Source organism: Oceanimonas smirnovii ATCC BAA-899 (assembly GCF_000381965.1).
GTDB lineage: Bacteria > Pseudomonadota > Gammaproteobacteria > Enterobacterales > Aeromonadaceae > Oceanimonas > Oceanimonas smirnovii.
Window position 1 is genome coordinate 66,478 of record NZ_KB908463.1, and the last position, 20,310, is coordinate 86,787.

21 protein-coding genes are annotated in these 20,310 nt (G+C 55.9%); 10 read left to right on the forward strand and 11 right to left on the reverse strand.

The window, feature by feature from the left end; all coding sequences use genetic code 11:
• Window positions 1-7: 7 nt before the first annotated feature.
• A complete protein-coding gene (locus tag G364_RS0111365) occupies window positions 8-223 on the reverse strand; it encodes a SlyX family protein (protein ID WP_019935274.1) in 216 nt (71 codons plus the stop codon).
• Window positions 216-1,169: a WD40 repeat domain-containing protein gene (locus G364_RS0111370; RefSeq protein ID WP_245541421.1), complete on the reverse strand. Its 954-nt coding sequence runs from the start codon at window positions 1,167-1,169 to the stop codon at window positions 216-218. Before G364_RS0111370 ends, G364_RS0111365 begins: the two co-directional genes overlap by 8 nt.
• A 135-nt stretch (window positions 1,170-1,304) precedes the next feature.
• Here G364_RS0111370 and fkpA point away from each other — a divergent pair, with 135 nt between their 5' ends.
• On the forward strand, window positions 1,305-2,159 hold the full coding sequence (fkpA, locus tag G364_RS0111375; RefSeq protein ID WP_019935276.1) for an FKBP-type peptidyl-prolyl cis-trans isomerase: 855 nt from the start codon (window positions 1,305-1,307) through the stop codon (window positions 2,157-2,159).
• Here the strand turns inward: fkpA and G364_RS0111380 are convergent.
• The gene (locus G364_RS0111380) at window positions 2,146-2,514 is read right to left on the reverse strand and encodes a GIY-YIG nuclease family protein (protein ID WP_040614609.1); all 369 of its coding nucleotides are present in this window, start codon (window positions 2,512-2,514) and stop codon (window positions 2,146-2,148) included. The genes fkpA and G364_RS0111380 overlap by 14 nt on opposite strands.
• Before the next feature lie 26 nt (window positions 2,515-2,540).
• Here G364_RS0111380 and G364_RS0111385 point away from each other — a divergent pair, with 26 nt between their 5' ends.
• Window positions 2,541-3,251 (forward strand): SIMPL domain-containing protein, encoded by a 711-nt coding sequence (locus G364_RS0111385; RefSeq protein WP_019935278.1) that lies wholly within the window; start codon window positions 2,541-2,543, stop codon window positions 3,249-3,251.
• Window position 3,252: 1 nt separating this feature from the next.
• Here the strand turns inward: G364_RS0111385 and G364_RS0111390 are convergent, their stop codons facing one another.
• A complete protein-coding gene (locus G364_RS0111390) occupies window positions 3,253-3,684 on the reverse strand; it encodes a protein-disulfide reductase DsbD domain-containing protein (RefSeq protein WP_019935279.1) in 432 nt (143 codons plus the stop codon).
• A 106-nt stretch (window positions 3,685-3,790) separates the two neighbouring features.
• Between G364_RS0111390 and G364_RS0111395 the strand changes: the two genes are divergently transcribed.
• Entirely contained in the window at window positions 3,791-4,267 is a 477-nt protein-coding gene (locus tag G364_RS0111395) for an FxsA family protein (RefSeq protein WP_026344864.1), read from the forward strand.
• A 49-nt stretch (window positions 4,268-4,316) separates the two neighbouring features.
• On the opposite strand, the gene G364_RS0111400 is transcribed toward G364_RS0111395, so the two are convergent.
• A complete protein-coding gene (locus G364_RS0111400; RefSeq protein WP_019935281.1) occupies window positions 4,317-5,615 on the reverse strand; it encodes an MATE family efflux transporter in 1,299 nt (432 codons plus the stop codon).
• A 253-nt stretch (window positions 5,616-5,868) separates the two neighbouring features.
• Between G364_RS0111400 and G364_RS0111405 the strand changes: the two genes are divergently transcribed.
• From G364_RS0111405 to G364_RS0111425, 4 genes are all read left to right on the forward strand, one after another.
• A complete protein-coding gene (locus G364_RS0111405) occupies window positions 5,869-6,162 on the forward strand; it encodes a co-chaperone GroES (protein ID WP_019935282.1) in 294 nt (97 codons plus the stop codon).
• A gap of 32 nt (window positions 6,163-6,194) precedes the next feature.
• Window positions 6,195-7,832, forward strand: a complete 1,638-nt coding sequence (gene groL / locus G364_RS0111410; protein ID WP_019935283.1) for a chaperonin GroEL — start codon at window positions 6,195-6,197, stop codon at window positions 7,830-7,832.
• Between the two features lie 171 nt (window positions 7,833-8,003).
• Complete coding sequence (locus tag G364_RS0111420) at window positions 8,004-8,501, forward strand: putative pterin-binding protein (protein ID WP_019935285.1); 498 nt, start codon at window positions 8,004-8,006, stop codon at window positions 8,499-8,501.
• Complete coding sequence (locus tag G364_RS0111425; protein ID WP_019935286.1) at window positions 8,498-10,459, forward strand: EAL domain-containing protein; 1,962 nt, start codon at window positions 8,498-8,500, stop codon at window positions 10,457-10,459. The genes G364_RS0111420 and G364_RS0111425 overlap by 4 nt, the downstream gene beginning before the upstream one ends.
• On the opposite strand, the gene priC is transcribed toward G364_RS0111425, so the two are convergent.
• Window positions 10,443-10,751, reverse strand: coding sequence for a primosomal replication protein PriC (gene priC, locus G364_RS0111430; RefSeq protein WP_019935287.1), 309 nt, complete (start codon window positions 10,749-10,751; stop codon window positions 10,443-10,445). The genes G364_RS0111425 and priC overlap by 17 nt on opposite strands.
• 9 nt (window positions 10,752-10,760) lie before the next feature.
• Window positions 10,761-11,780 carry an EF-P beta-lysylation protein EpmB gene (gene epmB / locus G364_RS0111435; protein ID WP_156816494.1) on the reverse strand — a complete coding sequence of 340 codons (1,020 nt, stop codon included), beginning with the start codon at window positions 11,778-11,780 and terminating at the stop codon, window positions 10,761-10,763.
• 41 nt (window positions 11,781-11,821) lie between these two features.
• On the opposite strand from epmB, the gene efp reads away from it, so the two are divergent.
• On the forward strand, window positions 11,822-12,388 hold the full coding sequence (gene efp / locus G364_RS0111440; protein WP_019935289.1) for an elongation factor P: 567 nt from the start codon (window positions 11,822-11,824) through the stop codon (window positions 12,386-12,388).
• A 290-nt stretch (window positions 12,389-12,678) separates the two neighbouring features.
• Here the strand turns inward: efp and G364_RS0111445 are convergent, their stop codons facing one another.
• Window positions 12,679-13,722: a GMP reductase gene (locus G364_RS0111445; protein WP_019935290.1), complete on the reverse strand. Its 1,044-nt coding sequence runs from the start codon at window positions 13,720-13,722 to the stop codon at window positions 12,679-12,681.
• 314 nt (window positions 13,723-14,036) lie between these two features.
• On the opposite strand from G364_RS0111445, the gene G364_RS0111450 reads away from it, so the two are divergent.
• On the forward strand, window positions 14,037-14,453 hold the full coding sequence (locus G364_RS0111450; RefSeq protein WP_026344866.1) for a VOC family protein: 417 nt from the start codon (window positions 14,037-14,039) through the stop codon (window positions 14,451-14,453).
• Window positions 14,454-14,491: 38 nt separating this feature from the next.
• Window positions 14,492-15,466, forward strand: coding sequence for an elongation factor P--(R)-beta-lysine ligase (epmA, locus tag G364_RS0111455; RefSeq protein WP_019935292.1), 975 nt, complete (start codon window positions 14,492-14,494; stop codon window positions 15,464-15,466).
• Window positions 15,467-15,591: 125 nt separating this feature from the next.
• On the opposite strand, the gene G364_RS0111460 is transcribed toward epmA, so the two are convergent.
• The 3 genes from G364_RS0111460 to asd are packed head-to-tail and all read right to left on the reverse strand — an operon-like array spanning window position 15,592 to window position 20,303.
• Entirely contained in the window at window positions 15,592-16,083 is a 492-nt protein-coding gene (locus tag G364_RS0111460; RefSeq protein ID WP_245541422.1) for a DUF4136 domain-containing protein, read from the reverse strand.
• 9 nt (window positions 16,084-16,092) lie between these two features.
• Window positions 16,093-19,413 carry a miniconductance mechanosensitive channel MscM gene (mscM, locus tag G364_RS0111465; RefSeq protein WP_019935294.1) on the reverse strand — a complete coding sequence of 1,107 codons (3,321 nt, stop codon included), beginning with the start codon at window positions 19,411-19,413 and terminating at the stop codon, window positions 16,093-16,095.
• Window positions 19,414-19,442: 29 nt separating this feature from the next.
• Window positions 19,443-20,303, reverse strand: a complete 861-nt coding sequence (asd, locus tag G364_RS0111470) for an archaetidylserine decarboxylase (protein WP_019935295.1) — start codon at window positions 20,301-20,303, stop codon at window positions 19,443-19,445.
• Window positions 20,304-20,310: the final 7 nt, after the last annotated feature.

Sequence of the window (20,310 nt, forward strand, 5' to 3'; positions counted from 1 at the left end):
CGCGCTGTTAGTAATGCGGCGGCGGGGTTTCTTCTGCCTGGCTGGCGATCTGACCGGGCTGAATTTCCTTGAATTTTTTGCTCAGCAGGCTGAGCTGTAGCTTGAGCCGGGCAATTTCGCCACCCTGAGCGGTAATTTCCTGATTCAGTTGTTCTATGGTGTCGTCCTGAAAAGCCAGCCGGGTTTCCAGCTGCTCAAGCCGCTGCAGCACTTCGTCATTCATCATTCTGCTCACTGTTGGTGATTGTCCAGGTTTCGGCTAGGCCGGAAGAGCTGGCGCTGTAAAGCGTGTCGGGCGAAACAAAGGCGACACTATACACCATGGCGCTGGCGGGCCTTAGCTGAGTGTGTAAGCCAACCTGCCATTGCTGCAGGTGCGTGCCACTGTCAAGCTGCCAAAGATCCAGCCGGCGACTGGTGCCGCCGGTAGCCAGCAGGTTCTGTCCGGCATTCAGTCTGGCACTGACAAAAGTCTGGCCCCGTGCCGGTACTTTAAGTTGTGCCTGCAGCTCACCGCCGGGCAGGTGATGTATTTTGCCGTTACCCTGCGCGTCTGCACTAAAGGCATAGCTACCGTTTTCGTCCAGTTTAACCAGATTGGCACTATTACTGTGCTGCCAGCTGGCCAGCAGGGCAGCATCTGTGGTCTGCCAGAAGTGCACCATGCCATCATGGCTGGCACTCAGGGCGTAGCGGCCGTTAGCAGAAAGATCCAGGCTGTTAATCACATTTTCATGGCCAAAATACTGCAACCGCCGGCCGGTGTTCAGGTTTACAAACTCCACTGTGCCATTTTGGTAACCCAATAGCAGCGCCTGGCCATTATTCGCCAGTGCCAGCGCTCTCAGGCTCTGCGGTAAGCTGTAAAAGCCCAGGTTCTGGCCGCTTTCCAGTGACCAGACAGCAACGGTATGGCTGGTTGCCGTGGCTGCGGCATTGCCGCCGGGGCTGATGGTCAGCAGCAATACAGGATCGGTTTCCTCGCCCTGATACCACTGATAAAGCGGGGTGGCATCACCCTGCCGCCATACCTGTACCGGACCATTGCCTGAGGTAACCAGCGTAAAGCGGCCATTGGTTTCGGCGGCCAGTATGGCTCCGTTGGCCAGTGGTTGGCTGCTCAACGGAGCGTTACCGGCGTCACAGCCGGCCAGTATCAGGACAAGCATTGCCGCACCAATGAGGCCGGTGCCGCTTTTTATGTTTAAAGGGTTTCGCATGGACAAGTTGCAAGGTTAGTATAAATCCCTGAGTATAAGTCTCTCATTTTCCAAGGTGCCTGTGCACCCGATTCGGAGTTGATAATGAAAAAGCTGTTACAGGTCAGTTTGCTGGCTACCGCCGTGATGGCGGGCTTGAGTGGTTGTAATGACGAGCAGGCAGCCTCTGTTGCACCGGCAGAAAATGCCACTGCGGTTGAAGGCAAAGCGGCAGAAACTCAGGCTGCATCGTCAGCTGACGGTGCAGCGGAGCTGAGCAGTTTCGAGGATAAGTCTGCCTATGCCATTGGCCTGTCCATGGGGCGCTACATTGGCTCCACGCTCGAAAAACAGCAGGAGCTGGGTATTGACCTTAACAATGACGTAATCCTGCAGGGCGTAAAAGACGGTTTTGGTGCCGACGCTGATATGACGGAAGAAGAAGTCAAACAGGCACTGATGGACTATGACACTCATATCAATGAGCTGATTGAAGCCAAAGCCAAAGAAGAAGCGGCAGCCACTCTGAAGGAAGGGCAGGAGTTTCTTGAGAATAATGCCAAGCGTGACGGCGTTGAGGTAACCGAGTCCGGTCTGCAATATGAAGTGCTGACCGCTGCCGAAGGTGACCAGCCTGCTGCAGAAGATGTGGTCACGGTACACTACACCGGCACCTTGATTGATGGCACTACCTTTGACAGCTCGGTAGAGCGTGGCGAGCCGGCCAGTTTTCCGCTGAATCAGGTTATTCCGGGCTGGACCGAAGGGGTTCAGCTGATGCCGGTCGGTGCCAAATATAAATTCTTTATTCCCGCTGAGCTGGCTTATGGTGAAACCGGTGCCGGCTCCATTCCCGGTAATGCCGTGCTGATTTTCGAGGTAGAGCTGCTGGATATTGAAAAGGCCGCCGACGCTGAAGAAGCCGTGGCTGCACAGCAGGAAGAAGCTACTCAGCAGTAAGTGCAGCACTCGGGGCTGAGGCCCCGGTGAGTGCGGGGAGCAATTGTTGCCAGCCATCAGGCTGCGTCAGCAATTGCTCCTTTTTTGTTTTGGGCAGGCGCTTTAGCCGGTATTCCAGTTTCAGCGCTGTGGATTTGTCGGCCACCGGCTGTTGCCACACCAGGATAGCGGGACGTCGCGCCCACACATAGCGGGACGCCCGTCGCTGTATTTTATTATGCTCATGGCAGCGGCGTTCGGGCGCGGTACTGATGCCGCCGTAAAGGCTGCCATCCTGGCAGCGCAGCAAATAAAGAAACCATTGAGAAGGTGAGCTGGCCTGTGTCATGGAATGCGTTACACTCGAATCGTTCATAGCGGCAAATGCTAACGGGGTTTTTTATGAAAGCAAACGGAACCGGGCAGGCAGCCCTGCTGGGCGGCCTGATAGCCCTCGGGCTGATTTGGGGCGGCAGTTATCTCAAGGATGCGGTGCACATCTGGAAGCAGTCGGAGCGGGTGGTATCGGTAAAAGGGCTGGCCGAGCGGGAAGTGCGGGCCGATCTGGTGCTGTGGCCTCTGAGCTTTTCGGTGTCTGCGGACACTCTGGAAAACCTCTATACCGCCATTGATAGGGACAGAAGCAAGATCACCGGCTTTTTGCTGCAACAGGGTTTTGCTCAGAATGAGCTGAGTTTTTCTGCCCCCGTAGTACAGGACGTGTGGGCCAGCCAGTATGGCGAACAGCGCTCTCCGCTGCGCTACCGGGCTGATGCCGTGTTGCTGGTGCGCAGCCATCAGGTAAACCTGGTAAAAAACTCACAGCCGGCAGTGGCTGGCCTGGTCAGTCAGGGCGTGTTACTGACCCAGAGCTATGAACATAAAACCCAATATATTTTTACCGGCCTGAATGACATCAAGCCCGACATGATTGCGCAGGCTACCGCCAATGCACGAGAGGCGGCCCGTCAGTTTGCTGATGATGCGGATGCTCAGGTGGGCGGCATTCGCGCGGCCCAGCAGGGATATTTTTCCATCGCGGATCTGGACAGTTACACGCCAGAAGTGAAAAAGGTACGGGTTGTGACCAGTGTGGAATATTTGCTGGAATAACTCAGTTAAGCTCAATAGCCAGCTGCTGGGGCGGATAACAGAAGCCGGTGCCGCACCCCTGGTAAGATAAGGTGAGCCGGCTGTTTCGGGTTGCATGCTGTAATGGCAGAATAAGTGTAAGAGGCTCCCGAAAAACATGGCTTTTGCCAAAATACTCGTCCTGATGAAGCTCACCGGCCGGCAGCTGCCAGTTGCCCAGCGTCAGGTTTTCGGCAGTCAGTTGCAGCTTGTCCCGGTAAAGGTAGGTGCCGGGCGTTATATTAATGTTCAGCTGTACCACTGTGTCCGTGCGTTCGTGTGTGATGACAAATGCCTGCTCCACCGGCATAACCTGATTCCCGGCTGGTGCTGATGCAGAGCGCTGTTCCAGCGCCAGGTAAGCCAGCATCAGGGCCGGGGCGGCAAGAGCGGCGATCATCAGGGCAGGTTTCAAGGGTGTGCTCCTTGGTGTGCAGTAACATTTGAAAAACGGGACAGATGTCCCCATTTCTATCAGCTTGACCCCCATTGTAAGCCGTGAACGGCAAAAAGAGGTGATTGTGGGCAAAGTATTATTGTTTTTGGTTGGTGCCGGCTTGCTGGAAATTTTTGTATTTATCGAGGTGGGCTCAGCCATTGGTGCCTGGAGTACCATAGCGCTCATTCTGCTGACGGCCATTATCGGCATCAGCCTGGTACGTATTCAGGGTCTGCAGACCCTGATGGAAGCTCAGCAAAAAGTAAACCGGGGTGAAACGCCGGCGCGGGAAATGGTGTCGGGTATGATGCTGGCACTGAGCGGTGTATTGCTGTTGCTGCCCGGTTTTGTCACCGATTTTGCCGGCGTTCTTCTGTTGCTGCCGCCGGTGCGCACCGCCCTGGCGGAGCGCTTTTTGTCCCGGGCCCATGTGCGCGGTGACAAGGGCCATACCTTCAGTGCCGAGTATTACTACCACACTGAAACCCGGGTGAACGATGAGAGTAACAGAAAAGGCGTTACCTTTGAGGGCGAAGCCGAGCGCAAGGACGACAAATAACCGGCCCCTTCGGGAGCCGGAAGCCGGAAGCTCCCCAGTCCCCGGGCTTTCAACTCAGCGGATGGCGAATCTTCCAGGGAAAGCGGTGCCAGGCAAACAGGCAGGCGATGGTGCCGGCCAGCATATTGGCTAACAGAATACCGGTAAACATCCCCTCGGCACCTGCTATTTCAGCACCCAGCCAGGCCAGCGGCAGCAGCAGGCCAAATAACCGCAGGCCATTCAGCAGCAGGGAAATCATTGACACCCGCAAGCCGTTCAGTGCCGCCCCCAGTAACATAAAGCAGCCCTGCAAGCCGTAGCTCAGGGGCACCAGCTGCAGATATTGCTGCAGCAGGCGGCTCACCTCAGCGCTGTCGGTAAACAGGCCGGCCAGCCAGGGAGCCAGCCACCACAGCAGTGCAAAAATAATAAACTGAAACAGCAACGCAAAACGCATGGTCAGCAACAGGCCATGGCGGCTGCGTTCATACTGGCCTGCGCCGGTATTCTGAGAAATAAAGGGGGCCAGCACCGAGCTCAGTGCCATCATGACAATCAGCACTACGGCTTCAATGCGGGACGCAGCTCCGTAGGCGGCTACTGTTTCGGTGCCAAAGTCTGCCAGTAACAGCATCAGCAGGGCGGTAGCCACCGGATTAAGCACACTGGTAAAAGACGCCGGAATAGCTACATGCAGCAACTGACGCCAGTGCTGTAACATTTCTCCCAGTGACGGAAGCTCCCAGCTCAGCAGTTGCTCCCGGCGCTGTAACAAAGTCAGGGCCACCAGCATGGCCATCAGCCAGGAGCAGGCACTGGCAATGGCGGCGCCGCGAATACCCATTGGCGGGAAAGGGCCCGCGCCAAAAATCAGTATAGGATCGAGTATGCCGTTGACCAGGCCTGCTATCAGCATGACCAGCCCCGGGGTTTTGGTATCACCGGTGGCTCGAATGGCGGCATTACACACCATGGGCACAATCAGCATGGGGCAGGCGGCATACCAGATAAACATGTAATCATGAATAAGGGGAAGCAGCACCGGCTGAGCACCCAGCAACGGAAATACAATATCCATGCTGGCCAGTCCCAGCCCGGCCAATATGAGTATCAACAACAGAGAAAACAGCAGGCTGTCGCTGGTAAAGCGGGCGGCCCGCTCATGACGGCCGGCTCCCAGTGCCTGTCCCAGACTGGCCGACAGGCCGGCACCCAGCCCCATGGCCAGTGAGGTCACCACAAAAGTGACCGGAAAAGTAAAGGTGACCGCCGCCAGTGGTGCCGTACCCAGCAGGCCGATAAAAAAGGTATCCACCAGGTTGAACGCCAGGATCGCCACTATGCCGAGCGCCATAGGACCGGTCATACGTGCCAGTTGCGGGCCGATTGGTGCAGTTAGCAAGGAGTTGGAGCGTTGCAAAAAATAACCCTGTGTTGGCAAACCCGTAAATGAAGAGATGGCGGTCATGATAACGCCGCTGGTGCGGGTATTTTAAAAAATTTTTACCAATCGCTCTTGAAGGCAGGAAAACCGCTCCCATATAGGAAGGCAACGGAACAGGTTTCGGCCATTGGCCGTTTATCTAACAAGGTAACAACACTCATCAGGAGAGTTATCGATGAACATTCGTCCATTGCACGATCGCGTCATTATCAAACGTATTGAAGCCGAGGCCAAGTCGGCCGGCGGTATCGTTCTTACCGGCTCTGCCGCAGAGAAATCCACTCGCGGTGAAGTGCTGGCTGTAGGTAATGGTCGCACGCTGGACAACGGTGAAGTAAAAGCCATGTCTGTAAAGGTCGGTGACAAGGTGATCTTTAACGAAGGGTTTGGCGTTAAAACCGAGAAGCTGGATGGCCAGGACGTACTGATCCTGTCTGAAGGCGACATTCTCGCCATCGTCGAAGAATAATCCGGTTCATCAACTTTAAAGGAAGATAAACAATGGCAGCTAAAGACGTAAAATTTGGTAACGACGCCCGCGTTAAAATGCTGAAAGGCGTAAATATCCTGGCTGACGCCGTCAAGGTAACCCTGGGTCCGAAAGGCCGCAACGTGGTGCTGGACAAGTCCTTCGGTGCGCCCAACATCACTAAAGACGGCGTATCCGTGGCCAAGGAAATCGAGCTGGAAGACAAGTTCGAGAACATGGGTGCCCAGATGGTGAAGGAAGTGGCTTCCAAGGCCAACGATGAGGCCGGTGACGGCACCACCACTGCTACTGTACTGGCTCAGTCTATCGTTAACGAAGGCCTCAAGGCCGTGGCCGCCGGCATGAACCCCATGGATCTGAAACGCGGTATCGACAAGGCTGTCACTCAGGCCGTGATCGAGCTGAAAGCACTGTCTGTACCCTGTAAAGACACCAAGGCCATTGCTCAGGTAGGTACCATCTCTGCCAACTCCGATGAAAAAGTCGGTACCCTGATTGCCGAAGCCATGGAAAAAGTGGGCACCGACGGTGTGATTACTGTGGAAGAAGGCCAGGGTCTGGAAGACGAGCTGGATGTGGTAGAAGGCATGCAGTTTGACCGCGGCTACCTGTCTCCCTATTTCATCAACAAGCAGGAAACCGGCACCGTTGAGCTGGACGACCCCTTCATTCTGCTGGTTGACAAGAAAGTATCCAACATTCGCGAGCTGCTGCCGGTGCTGGAAGGCGTGGCCAAGCAGTCCAAGCCGCTGCTGCTGGTTGCCGAAGACGTGGAAGGCGAAGCCCTGGCCACTCTGGTGGTGAACAACATGCGTGGCATCGTGAAAGTGGCCGGTGTTAAAGCCCCGGGCTTTGGCGACCGCCGCAAGGCCATGCTGCAGGATATCGCCATTCTGACCGGCGGTACTGTTATCTCCGAAGAAGTGGGCATGGAGCTGGAAAAAGCGACCCTGGAAGATCTGGGCCGTGCCAAGCGCGTGGTGATCAGCAAAGACAACACCACCATCATCGACGGCGTGGGTGAAGCCGAGGCCATTAACGCCCGTGTAGCGCAAATTCGCCAGCAAATTGAAGAGTCTTCTTCCGATTACGACCGCGAGAAACTGCAGGAGCGCGTGGCCAAGCTGGCCGGCGGTGTTGCTGTAATCAAGGTGGGTGCTGCCACCGAAGTGGAAATGAAAGAGAAGAAAGCCCGCGTCGACGACGCCCTGCACGCTACCCGCGCTGCAGTGGAAGAAGGCGTGGTGCCCGGTGGTGGCGTTGCGCTGGTGCGTGCCGCTTCCAAGCTGGCCAGCCTGACCGGTGACAACGAAGATCAGAACGTGGGTATCAAGGTGGCCCTGCGCGCCATGGAAGCCCCGCTGCGTCAGATTGTTACCAACGCCGGCGAAGAAGCTTCCGTAGTGGTATCCAAGGTGAAAGCCTCCGAAGGCAACCAGGGTTACAACGCCGGTAACGACACCTACGGCGACATGCTGGAAATGGGTATTCTGGATCCCACCAAAGTAACCCGCTCCGCACTGCAGTTCGCTGCTTCCGTAGCCGGCCTGATGATCACCACTGAAGCCATGGTGACCGAACTGCCGAAAGACGATGCCCCGGCCATGCCTGACATGGGCGGCATGGGTGGTATGGGTGGCATGATGTGATTTAAGTCACATTATTGCCTGCCGGATTATTCCTGCATCAGAAACCGGACCGAAAGGTCCGGTTTTTTTATGTCTTCTTGATGGCAGATTTGAATTGCTCTTCTGTTGTCTGGTGTATTTTGGGTATGATGACCGGTGTTTTTATCGTTCACATCAGCCAGGTGAAACACCATGAAGCACATCGCTGTTATGATTTTGTGTCTGATATCATGGGGAACGCTGGCCCGGGAGCCGGTTATACTCAGTATTTCCGGTAGCATGACACAAGATGGCCATCACCATGAGCTGGCAGAATTTACGCTGTCTCAACTGCAGGCTCTGCCCGGGAAAGAAATCACAACCCAGCATCCCTGGTCTGAACAGCTCCATACCTACAGAGGCACAGATTTATCAGCCCTGCTGGCGAATTTGTTTGCCGGACAAGATATTCATACTTTGTATCTGCAGGCTCTGAACGGCTTCAGTGTCGCCGTTGACTGGCAGCAGCTGGCTCCTTATCAACCCGTGCTGGCCTGGAGTGAGGATGGCGTTATCATGAGCCGGCGCAATAAAGGTCCGTTATGGCTGATGCTGCCTTATCATCGTCTGTCTGAAATACAGCAGGCTGAATTTTTGCACTATATGGCCTGGCAGCTCAGACATATCACAGTAAAAACGGCACTTCAGTGAAAAGATTGTTTATTCCTGTTCCCGGCACGGATCCGCTGGGGGCTTCACATTCGGTTAAACGGGCGCTCATAGTGCTGCTTGCACTGTGCATGCTGCTATTTGGTCTGGGGGCCGCATATTCTTTGCAGAATATACGCCAGCACAGCACCTTGCTGGAGCAGCGTAACTATGAACTGCCCTGGTCACTGATGCAGCTGAAGCTGGAAATGAACCGTTTTCTTGATGGTGTACGGCTGCTTCATGCCGGTGCTATCAGCCACGATGAACTGATGCTGCGTTACGATATTTTATGGAGCCGAACGCCGGTGCTGCTCAGCCAGCAGCTGAAAGACACGCTGACTGACAGACCTGATCTATGGCAGCTTATTCAGCAGATTGAAGACAGGGTTCGTGGCATGGAGCCGCTGGTCAAGGCGATTCGTCCCGGTGAGCCCGGCTATCAGTTGTTGTTGGCGGAGCTAAGCCCTTATGCCGAGCCGCTGGCCCGTACCATGACGGCCACCATGCACAGTAACGTGCTTTTTTATGCGGAATATGACCAGGCCTACCGTGAGCTGGGCCGGCAATTGTATATCTGTATTGTGAGTCTTGCCGTCTGTGGCGTGCTGCTGCTGTTTATGCTGGCCATGGAATTATGGGGATACCGTAAGCGTCTGCTGCATGATCCGCTCACTGGTCTGCCCAATCGTTTTTCGCTGCACTATCGGCTGGAGCATTTAATTGCCCGTCAACGGCCTTTTAGTCTTACCCTGATTGAGCTGGAAGAGGTGGCCCGTATTCGCCAGCAGTTCGGTTTTGAAGTGGCAGACAGGTTACAGCAGATACTGGCACAGCGGTTACGGCAATGTCTTCTATCCGGCGAGCATTTATCGGCTTACGGGCGTGATGGTCTGATTGTGACAACAGAGGGTATGCTGGAGCTGGCAGAAATTCGCGCTCAGCTTACCCGAATCCGCCAGAAGCTGATCACTGCGGAAAACATCAGCGGCCATGACTTTTACCCTACGCCTCAGATAGGCGTCGTATTATATCCGGCTGATGCTGACAATATGGTGGATCTGCTGGCTCGTGTTGAGCTGGCGCTGGAGTTGTGCCGGCGGGATCAGCTGCCTTATGTGATTTTTGACTCATCACTGCTGAAAGATGCCGAGCGCCGGCAACAGCTGGCGCGGGATTTGCCTGCGGCACTGGCAAGTGACAGTCTGACACTGCAGTTCTATCCACTGGTTACGCCGTCCGGGGAATGTGCCGGGCTGAGGTTGTCGCTGCAATGGCGGCATCCCCGTTTTGGTGAAGTGGCCGGCAGCGAGCTGCAGCGTATGACAGAGCAGTATCAGCTGTCGGAGCGGCTGCTGCTATGGGCAGTCAGTCGTCTTGCCGAGCGCTTACCCGAGTGGCGAATGTTTAATTCAGCGCTGTTTATTTCGCTGCCGTTACCGCTGTCGGTGTTGCGCGCGTCGTTGAGCGAGCGGCTTACCAACCTGCTTGAACGCCACGGTCTGGGAGGAGACGCGCTGATAATGGAGCTGACAGAGGCTGAACTGCAGCAAGCCGGCCAGCAGGCAGAGGCAGTGCTGACGGCACTGCAGCAGCAGGGCATAAGGGTGATGCTGACAGAGTTTGGATCCGGATGCTCACAATGGGGGCAACTGGTGCAATTGCCCTTGAGCTGGCTGCAGCTGGATGCGTTCTGGTGCAGTGGTATTGAGCAGCGCGCCGGCGCCAGAGAGCAGCTTACCCGTTTGTTTGAGCTGGCCCGGGTGCTTAAGCTGCCGGTATTGTGTTGTGGTATCAGTTCGGCAGCAGAAGCCGGTCTGGTTACCACCATGGAGGGCTGCACGTTGTTGCAGGGACCTTATGTCAGTCCGTCTCTGGAAGCCATGGAAGTACGGGAATGGCTGGAGCACAGAGGAGGCCCCGCCAGACTGACCGACTTCGAACTTAGTCCAGACGCATAAACTGACTCAGTGTGGAAGCCAGCAGCTGAATTTTGTGCACCATACGTGCCAGTAACGCCTGATATTCTTCCTCTGAGCAGGAAGACAGCATCTCCAGCTCATCAGCCAGCTCTGCTACATAGGGCATAAACTGATCGGCATGCGTAGTGAACTGGCTGTCTTCGCTCAGCACAGCACTGAACCTGGCCTGGCCCTTGGTGCGCAGGGCGGTGAGCTTTTTATCGGCATCTATGGCCTGATGGTACAGCTCTTTCAGCGTATCGTTCAGCCGATCTATTACCGAGTCGTACATAATGTTTCCTTAACTGGGTTGCAGAATTAAATCAATAGGGGTTTTGCTGACTTCACCGCCAATTTCACGTACCAGGCGGGGCACCAGAAAGCCCGGCAGTCGTGCCAGCAGTCCGGCCATCAGTGCCCTGGCTTTGTCATCGCTCACGGCAAAATGAGCGGCTCCGGCTACTTTATCGAGCTGATGCAGGTAATAAGGCAGCACACCCGCAGCAAACAGACGTTCCGACAGTGCTTCCAGGGTGTCGGTATTGTCATTCACGCCGGCCAGCAGCACGCTCTGGTTCAGCAGAGTGATGCCGGCACGCTGCCAGCTGTGCAGCCGGGCAGCCAGATCATCGTCAATTTCGTTGGCATGGTTAATGTGCAGCACCAGTACTGGCCTCAGCCGGCTTTGGCTCAGCCGCTCACGCAGGGCCTCGGTCAGCCGTGTCGGTATGACCACCGGCAGCCGGCTGTGAATACGCAGTCGCTTCAGGTGCGGTATGGTTTCGAGCTCGTTCAGCAGGGCGGCAATATGCTCGTCCTTGGCCATTAAAGGATCACCGCCGGAGAGGATCACCTCGTTAATTTCAGGGTGAGCTGCAATATAGTCTGCCGCCGGTTGCCAGCCGCCCTGGCCCGGGCTGTTATCTTCATAGGGAAAATGACGGCGGAAACAATAGCGGCAGTTCACCGCGCAGCCACCGCGCAGCACCAGCAGTACGCGGGAGCGGTATTTATGCAGCAGGCCGGGCAGGGCGCTGTCGTGCTCATCCAGCGGATCGGTAATAAAGCCGGGTACTTCGGTGAACTCATCGACAAGAGGCAGTACCTGGCGCAGCAGCGGATCGTCTGGATCACCCGGACGCATTTTGTCGGCAAAAGGGCGGGGCACCCGCATGGAAAACAACTTGCGGGCGGCAAAGCCTTCCTGCCAGGGCGTGTTGTCCAGACCAAGATAGTCCAGCAGCTGCTCGGGTCTGGTAAAGGCGCGGGCCAGCTCTTTTTGCCAGGGAATATGTAATTCGCCCGCGTTTAGGGGTATCATTGCCGGCATTTTCTGCAACTCTGTCAATCTACGAGGGTAAAATGGCCTCTTATAGTACCAATGAATTCAAGTCCGGTCTCAAGATTATGCTGGACGGCGAGCCTTGCGCCATTATCGAGAACGAATTCGTTAAGCCCGGCAAAGGTCAGGCCTTCAACCGCGTAAAAATTCGCCGCCTGCTCAATGGCAAGGTGCTGGAAAAAACCTTTAAGTCCGGCGACAGCGTAGAAGCTGCCGACGTGATGGACGTGGAGCTGGCCTATCTTTATAACGATGGCGAATTCTACCATTTCATGAATAACGATACGTTTGAGCAGATTGCTGCCGATGAAAAGGCGGTAGGTGATACCAAGCTGTGGTTGAAAGAGCAGGATGTATGCACCCTGACTCTGTGGAATAACGCTGCCATTTCCGTGACACCGCCAAACTTTGTTGAGCTGGAAGTGGTAGAAACCGATCCGGGCCTGAAAGGTGACACTGCCGGTACCGGCGGCAAGCCTGCTACCCTGAGCACAGGTGCCGTAGTGCGGGTGCCGCTGTTTATTCAAATCGGTGAAGTGCTGCGTGTAGATACCCGCTCCGGCGAATACGTGTCCCGCGTAAAATAAGCTTTGGCTTTACATATAAAAAAGGCGCCTTTGGGCGCCTTTTTTATATGTAAAGCAGTGGTAAGCCGCTCGAAAGGAGGCAACGCGAAGCATCAGTGCGGTTGCACACCGCCGACACGCTGCAAGTACCTCCATGTATCGCTCGAAAATGCCATCCATGGCATTTAATGGTCGGCTATGGCAATCCCCACTGCTGCTTCGATAAGCAGCAGTGTCAACTGTTAGCACTCCATACTGCTTTCTTACAGCTTACAGCTTACAGCTTACAGCTTACAGCTGTTATTTGGCTGTTATTCCTTGCCGTAAACGTTGTTTTCCTGCTCGCGCACGCGAATAAAGGTGGTGCGCTTGGTCAGTTCTTTCAGGCGCTGGGCACCCACATAGGTGCAGGTAGAGCGCACGCCGCCGAGCACGTCGTTCACTGTGTTATCGACCGGACCACGGTAGGCCAGTTCAACGGTTTTACCTTCCGCTGCGCGGTATTTGGCTACACCGCCGGCGTGCTTGTCCATGGCGCTGGCAGAGCTCATGCCGTAGAACTTCATAAATTGCTGGCCGTCACGCTCAATCAGCTCGCCACCGCATTCTTCATGGGCCGCCAGCATACCGCCCAGCATCACGAAGTCGGCACCGCCGCCAAAGGCTTTGGCGACATCGCCGGGGCAGGTGCAGCCGCCGTCACCGATGATCTGACCGCCCAGACCGTGGGCCGCATCGGCACACTCGATAATGGCCGACAGCTGAGGGTAGCCTACGCCGGTTTTAACACGGGTGGTGCACACTGAGCCGGGGCCAATGCCTACTTTAACAATGTCGGCACCGCACAGGATCAGCTCTTCCACCATTTCACCGGTCACCACGTTGCCGGCAATAATGGTGTGCTTGGGGCACTGCTCACGCACACGGGAGACAAAAGAAGCAAAGTGCTCGCTGTAGCCGTTGGCCACGTCAATGCAGATAAAGCCCAGGTCATCAGACAGCGCCAGAATTTGCTGCAGTTTTTCAAAGTCTTTATCTGAAGTGCCGGTAGACACGATAACGTGCTCAAGCACATCGGTGCCGGACTCGGTAACAAAGGCCTGCCATTGTTCTACGGTGTAGTGTTTGTGAACCGCGGTCAGCATGTCATGACGGGCCAGGGCACGGGCCATTTCAAAAGTGGCGACTGTGTCCATGTTGGCGGCGATCACCGGTACGCCAGACCAGCGGCGACCTGAATGCTTAAAGGTGAACTCCCTGTTCAGCTCGACCTGAGCACGGCTGTTAAGGGTGGAGCGCTTGGGGCGAAACAGCACATCCCTAAAGCCCAGTTTCAAGTCTTCTTCGATACGCATTGGTATTACCTCAGTAAATGACAGGCACAAAAAAACCGGGGGTTTTTTAGGCCCCCGGTTTTAGGCATTCTAGCCACGACGAACTTTTTTGCAACCATTCCTGACCTTTAGTTCAGATATTTTATTGCGGGAGTGTCAGTCAAGGCCAAAACCATCTTGTTACTTTGCTCTGCACTGGCCATTCACAGGGGGTTTGACGTTGCTTTTGCGAGGGAAGTGCTGCTGACAACAATGCTCACCCAGGAAGAGTAAGGGCTTTTGTTCTGGTTAAAATTGCGTCATTATTGGAAAAACCACAGGGTGAGGACGGCGTCATGTTCAGGATCACAGGATTGGATCATCTGGTGTTGCGGGTGCGTAATCCGCAGCGCATGCTGAATTTTTACTGCAAGGTACTGGGGTGCACTCTGGAGCGGGAAAAAGCTGATATCGGGCTGTATCAGCTGCGAGCCGGCGATCAGCTGATCGATTTGGTCGACATTCGCGGTCCTCTTGGGGGCGAAGGAGAAGCGGCGGATCATTGCCGGGCCAATATGGATCATTTCTGTTTGCGTATCGATCCTTTCGAGCCTGATGCCTTGCTCAATTACCTTAGTTTGTCCGGCGCTATCTGTGAGCGTCCGGCCATGCGTTATGGTGCTCAGGGAGAAGGGCTGTCTATTTACCTGTTTGATCCTGAAGGCAACCAGATCGAGCTGAAAAGAGATACAAAGGCTGCCAGTCAAGACTGATTCCGGATACACTCGCCATTTTTACCGAGTGCATTTTTATGACGATACCTGCCTGGTCTCCCACCGCCGATGTCACCCTGCTGCGCCGGCGTGCCGAATTGCTTTCCGGGATCCGTGACTTCTTTGCCAAACGCGGTGTACTGGAGGTAGATACGCCTACCATGGCGGCGGCGGGCGTGACGGATCTGCATCTGGAAAACTTTGTCACTCATTTTGTCGGGCCGGGCATGGCACAGGGTCAGCAGCTCTACCTGCAGACGTCGCCGGAATTTCATATGAAACGACTGCTGGCGGCCGGCAGCGGGCCCATCTACCAAATCTGTAAGTCTTACCGTAACGAAGAGTCAGGCCGCTTGCATAACCCCGAATTTACCATGCTGGAGTGGTACCGGCCCGGCTTTGATCATCACAAACTGATGGATGAAATGGCTGAGCTGCTGCAAGGAGTGCTGGGTTGTGCTGCCCCCGAGCGTATCAGTTATGCCGGTGTGTTTGAGCGTATTTTGGGCGTCTGCCCGCTGACCGCGACGCTTGATGAATTACGTGAGGCCGGCAAGGGGCTGGGAGCTGATGATTTACTGGCGCAGGAAAAAGATCGCGATACCCTGCTGCAGCTGTTGTTTGCCTTTGGGGTTGAACCTGTGATTGGCCAGACAGCGCCCTGTTTTGTGTATGACTTTCCTGCCAGTCAGGCGGCACTGGCGCGCATTAATCCGTCTGATACCCGGGTGGCAGAGCGCTTTGAGGTGTATTTTAAAGGCATAGAGCTGGCCAATGGGTTTCATGAACTGACCAATGCGGCCGAGCAGCGCGCCCGCTTTGAGCAGGATAATTATTTGCGCAGGGCGCGGGGTCTTGCTGCCAAGCCGGTGGATGAATACCTGCTGGCGGCATTGCAGGCTGGCCTGCCCGACTGTGCCGGTGTGGCGCTGGGCATAGACCGGCTGATGATGCTGGCGCTGGGAGCAGACCGGCTGGAGCAGGTGATCGCCTTTCCGGTCACCCGAGCGTAAAACTTCAGCTTTAAGTTTTAAACTGTCAGCTATAAGCAGGTCGGTGTGGAGCGCAGTTACGGCGCCGTGATTGCAAGCACCGCTGTGTTGCTTACAGCTTCCAGCTGATCGCTTACAGCTCCCCTCTAAGGGGCCGGCGGGTAGTTCTCGAGCAGCTCGGCAACCTGCTGATAAATATGCTCCCGGCGCTCCTGACCGCGACTGCCGTCACTCGGAAAAGCATCGGGGTGGCGGCTGGTCCAGACCACCTTGCCGGTGTCAGGCTGAGTCAGTCGCAGCACCAGATGCAGCTCCCGGCGGGCCCCGTAAACCCGCTCTTCCTCCCAGAAGCCATTACGGCCAAACATATTGGGCATGGTGGTCAGCAGGCGCATCTCTTCGTCCAGCCGGTAGTCGAGCCATAACGAGGCCAGCGGTGCTTCTGTAACGGTCAGGCCGCGGCCGGGCAGCAATTCCCGGGCGGCATCGGCAATGCGGGCACCGTCCAGCGAGGTGGTGTCCATGTCCGGGCTCAGAGCCACTGTGTTAAAACGGCTGAAGTCGGCTTCTTCAGAATAATCGTAAGGGGCGGCACAGCCGCTCAGCAGCCATATCAGAGCCAGTATTCTTATCATCATTGCCTCCCATCAGGCCGGGTTATCGGCATCAGCGGTCGTGAATGTGCGGCCATGCTCTCCCACCAGGCGAATATCCACCTGCTGATGCGGAATGCGAATATCATGGCGGCGCAGCCGTTCCAGCAGCAAATTGTGCAGTTCGTGGGTCATGGGCATGCGATGGCCCATGTCGTTCACATAGACCCGCACTTCATACACCAGCGCCGAGTCGGTCAGCTCCACCAGAAAGGCTTCAGGCACCGGGTTATCAAGGATCAGGCTGCATTCGGCAATGGCGTCCTGCAGCAGCCGTTGCACGGTGTCCACATCCGCATCCAGTCGTACCCGTACATAGAGTTTGACCCGGGTAATGGCATCGGACAGGGACCAGTTGACAAACTGCTCGGTAATAAAGGCCTTGTTGGGCACGATAATTTCCCGTCTGTCCCAGTCCACTATGGTGGTGGCCCGGGTTTTGATTTTGGAAATGGTGCCGGTGAGATCGCGAATGGTAACGGTGTCACCGATTCGAATGGGCTTTTCAAACAAAATGATCAGGCCCGACACAAAGTTGGCAAAGATTTCCTGAAGACCAAAACCCAGCCCTACCGACAGCGCCGCCACCAGCCATTGCAGCTTGGACCAGTCAATGCCCAGCATGGCAAAGGTGGCAAAGGCCCCGAACAGCAGCACCAGATATTTGGAAATGGTGGTAATGGCAAAGCCGGTACCCGGTGACAGATTAAGATGCTGCAGCACACTCAGCTCCATCAGCCCCGGCAGGTTGCGGGCGGTGATCAGGGTTAATACCACTAGAAAAACGGCAAGCACCAGATCTTTCAGGGAAATGGGCACCAGGGTATCTTCGCCGGCCAGACTGCTGGACACATGCCAGACTTCAATGCTGTCGAGAAAACTGAAGGCGGTGTTGATCTCGGACCACAGTAACATCAGGGTCAGAATATAGCCCAGCATCAGCACTGAGCGCAGCAGCCCCAGAGACTGAGCGCTGATGGCATCCAGATCCACCTCGGCCACAGCGGCGGCTTCCGCTTCCGGGCTGGGAGGCGTCTCCTGAGGCTCGTCCCGCTCTTTCTCTTTACGCTGAGCCAGGATCTCGGCGCGTCTTGCCTTGGCCCGCTCAAAGGCCAGCCGCCGGCGCTGCAGCAGCATCCAGCGGCGAACCGAATAATAAGCCATCACAAAGCCCAGCCCGGCCAGCACCGAGACTTCCAGCTGGCGCAGCAGAGTGTGGGCGGTAAACAGATAGCCCATGATGGCAGCGGCACCGGCCAGCAGCGGTGCCGTGATCAGCAGCCCCCACAGCAGATGATTGGCCAGGGTCAGGTGTTCCTTTTTGGGAGCGGAGACCAGCAGCGGCATGTCCTGACGGTATAACCGCCAGGAAAACAGGCTGATCATCACACTGATGTAAATAAAGGCCAGCCGGCCAAGGGTGTCATAAAGGGAAAACTCCCTGAACTCCCGGGCGGTGTAAAACAGCAGCAACATAGGCAGCAAACTCAGCATCAGAGTGCGGAATTGCCGCCAGACCCGGCGTACCTGCTCGGCGGGAAGATTGAAGTGCATCACCAGCAGGCCCTTGGGCAGGGTCAGGTTACCAATGAGCAGCAAAATAAATACCGGCAGCATCAGCGCCCGCAGCGCTTCGGCAAGTGACACCACAATGGGAGAGGCCAGTGGTGAGTCGATGGCATGAGACAGCAAAGACAACAGCGCGGTAATGGGCAGGGCGGTAAGCACACTCAGCAGCAGGGTATTAAAGGTGTAACCGTATTTGTCCTGAGTGACATTACCGATGCGCGGGCTGATGCGCGCCAGATAATCGCGCAGACTGCGCCGGCTGAGCAGCCACAAATACAGCACTACCATGGAGCTGATGCCATAAAGCGTCAGGCTGGCTCCTCCCTGCTGCTGCAGCGCGCGGGGCAGGGCGGTCCAGGTGGCGGTACGGGTCAGCCAGTCCAGGGTTTCCATCAGGGCCGCAGGAAAATTACTGTCTACCGGGCGCAGATCCGGCAGCCAGAACAACCGCTCTTCGGTCAGGGCCCGAATTTCTTCCAGCTGACCATTTTGCCGGCTGTAGGCTACCTTGAGCCGGGTTTGTTCATGAATTTCATTATCGGTAACCGCCAACAGCCGTTCCAGCAGGCGGGCCCGGGTAGTGAGCAGTTCATCAAGCAACAATTGCTGCTCTTCGCTCAGGCTCTGCTCCAGGGTCAGCAACCGGTTGCGGTAGCTGTTATTGGCAAGATCATCAAAATCTTCCTGATAGCCATATCTGTCTACCCGGCTCTGCACGATGCGGGCTTCCAGCTGGTGCAGCGGGTAGGGAGCGGGCAGTTCGCTCAGGCGATTACGCAGGTTCTCACCAAAACCGCGGCTCACTTCCAGCCATTCCAGCTGTTCTTTCAGGTTGTTTTTAAGGGTGCTGAGTTCGTTAACAGCACTTTCTACCGCCTGATTTTCCAGCTGTAAAGACTCTATGGTACGGCTGCGCTCGGCCAGGGTAACGGAAAGCTGCTGATTGCGCTCCTGCTCCCGGGCAAGCAGGGGGGAGTCAGTTTCTACTTCGTCCAGTAACCGTTCGCTTTCAGCAATGGCGGCTTCCGTAGTAGCCCGGCGCAACTCATTCTGCCGGTTTTGCAGGGCATCTATGTAATTGTCGAGATCGGTCAGCCGGTATTGGAGTATGTCCAGCCGCAGCTTGTTGAGAGTATCCCGGTTACCCGCCGACAGCTGCTCCAGCTCCAGCATCTGAATACGCCGCTGTAGTGCCTGCTCGCGAACCATGCTGAGAATGCGGTTAGCATTTTGCTGGCGGCTGGGGTTTTCGGTAAATTGCTGCTGATCCAGATTTTGCTGAGTCTGGCGTAGCTGCTGGCGCAGTTCGTCGAGCTGACTGTGAACGCCACTATTGCTCAGCTCCTGCAGGTTCAGGGTGTTGGTCAGCTCTTCCCGCTGGCGGCGCAGTTCAAGCCGGCGGGCCTGAGCATCTACCAGCGCCTGATCCAGACCCACGCCGTCGAGCAGCGGAATATTTTCGGTGGAGGTGCCTTTAAGTCCGGCTTTTTGTTGCTCCAGTTTTTTCAGTGCCGCCGGATATTCTTCCATAAACTGGCGCAGGCTGTCGGTCTGACTGCGGTAGCGCTCTCCTTCCCGTACCAGCTGCAGCGCCTGATTATAACTGTCTCGCAGCTTTTGCAGCTCAGGCTTGTCTCCTTCCGGAACTTCCTTCAGCAAGGCTTCTATATCGGCCACACTCTGATCTGCCGGCACCGGGGCCGGCAGCAACAACAGCATAAAAAACAGCAGTACAGGGGCAAACACGGCAACCTCTCTCAGCGGGGCTGGATTAATCAGGGTTGAACAAGACGACCGAACTCGGTGCCCATGCGGGTGCTGGTGCCGGGAGTGAGTGTTTCACTCAGCGTGACGGCATCTGGCCCGAATAAACACACTACCGTGCTGCCCAGCTTGAACCGGCCCATTTCATCACCTTTGGCCAGGCGCGGAGCCGTATCAGCATTATAGTCCCAGCGTTGCACTCGTTTGCCCGGCGGCGGCGTCACGGTGCCGGCCCAGACGGTTTCAATGCTGGCCACTATGGTGGCCCCCACCAGCACCATGGCCATAGGGCCGGCGCTGGTATCAAAAATACACGCCACCCGCTCGTTGCGGGCAAACAGCTCCGGTACGCGAGAAGCGGTGAGCGGGTTGACCGAAAACAGTTCGCCGGGCACATACACCATGGTCTTGAGCACGCCGTCCAGCGGCATATGAATGCGGTGATAGTCTTTGGGAGCCAGATAAATGGTGGCAAAGTCACCGTTCATAAAGGGCGCAGCCAGCGCCTTGTCGCCACCGAGCAGGGTGCGGGCACTGAAGTCATGGCCCTTGGCCTGAATAATACGGCCCTGCTCAATGGGTGCCAGCTGGCTGATGGCACCGTCTACCGGCATGGCCAGCACTTCGTCGCCCGGTACCAAAGGGCGCGCGTCTTCTTTCAGCGGGCGGGTAAAAAATTCATTAAAGCTTTTATAGTGTTCCAGCTCGCTGTAAGCAGCTTCGCTCATGTCCACCTTATAGCGGCGAATAAATTGTTTGATCAGCCACTGGGTCAGACCACCGGCCTCGGCGGCGGCGAGTTTGCCCACCAGGCGTGACAGAGCGTGCTTGGGTAACAGGTATTGCAGCAAAATTTTCAGATGATCTTTCATTGTGATT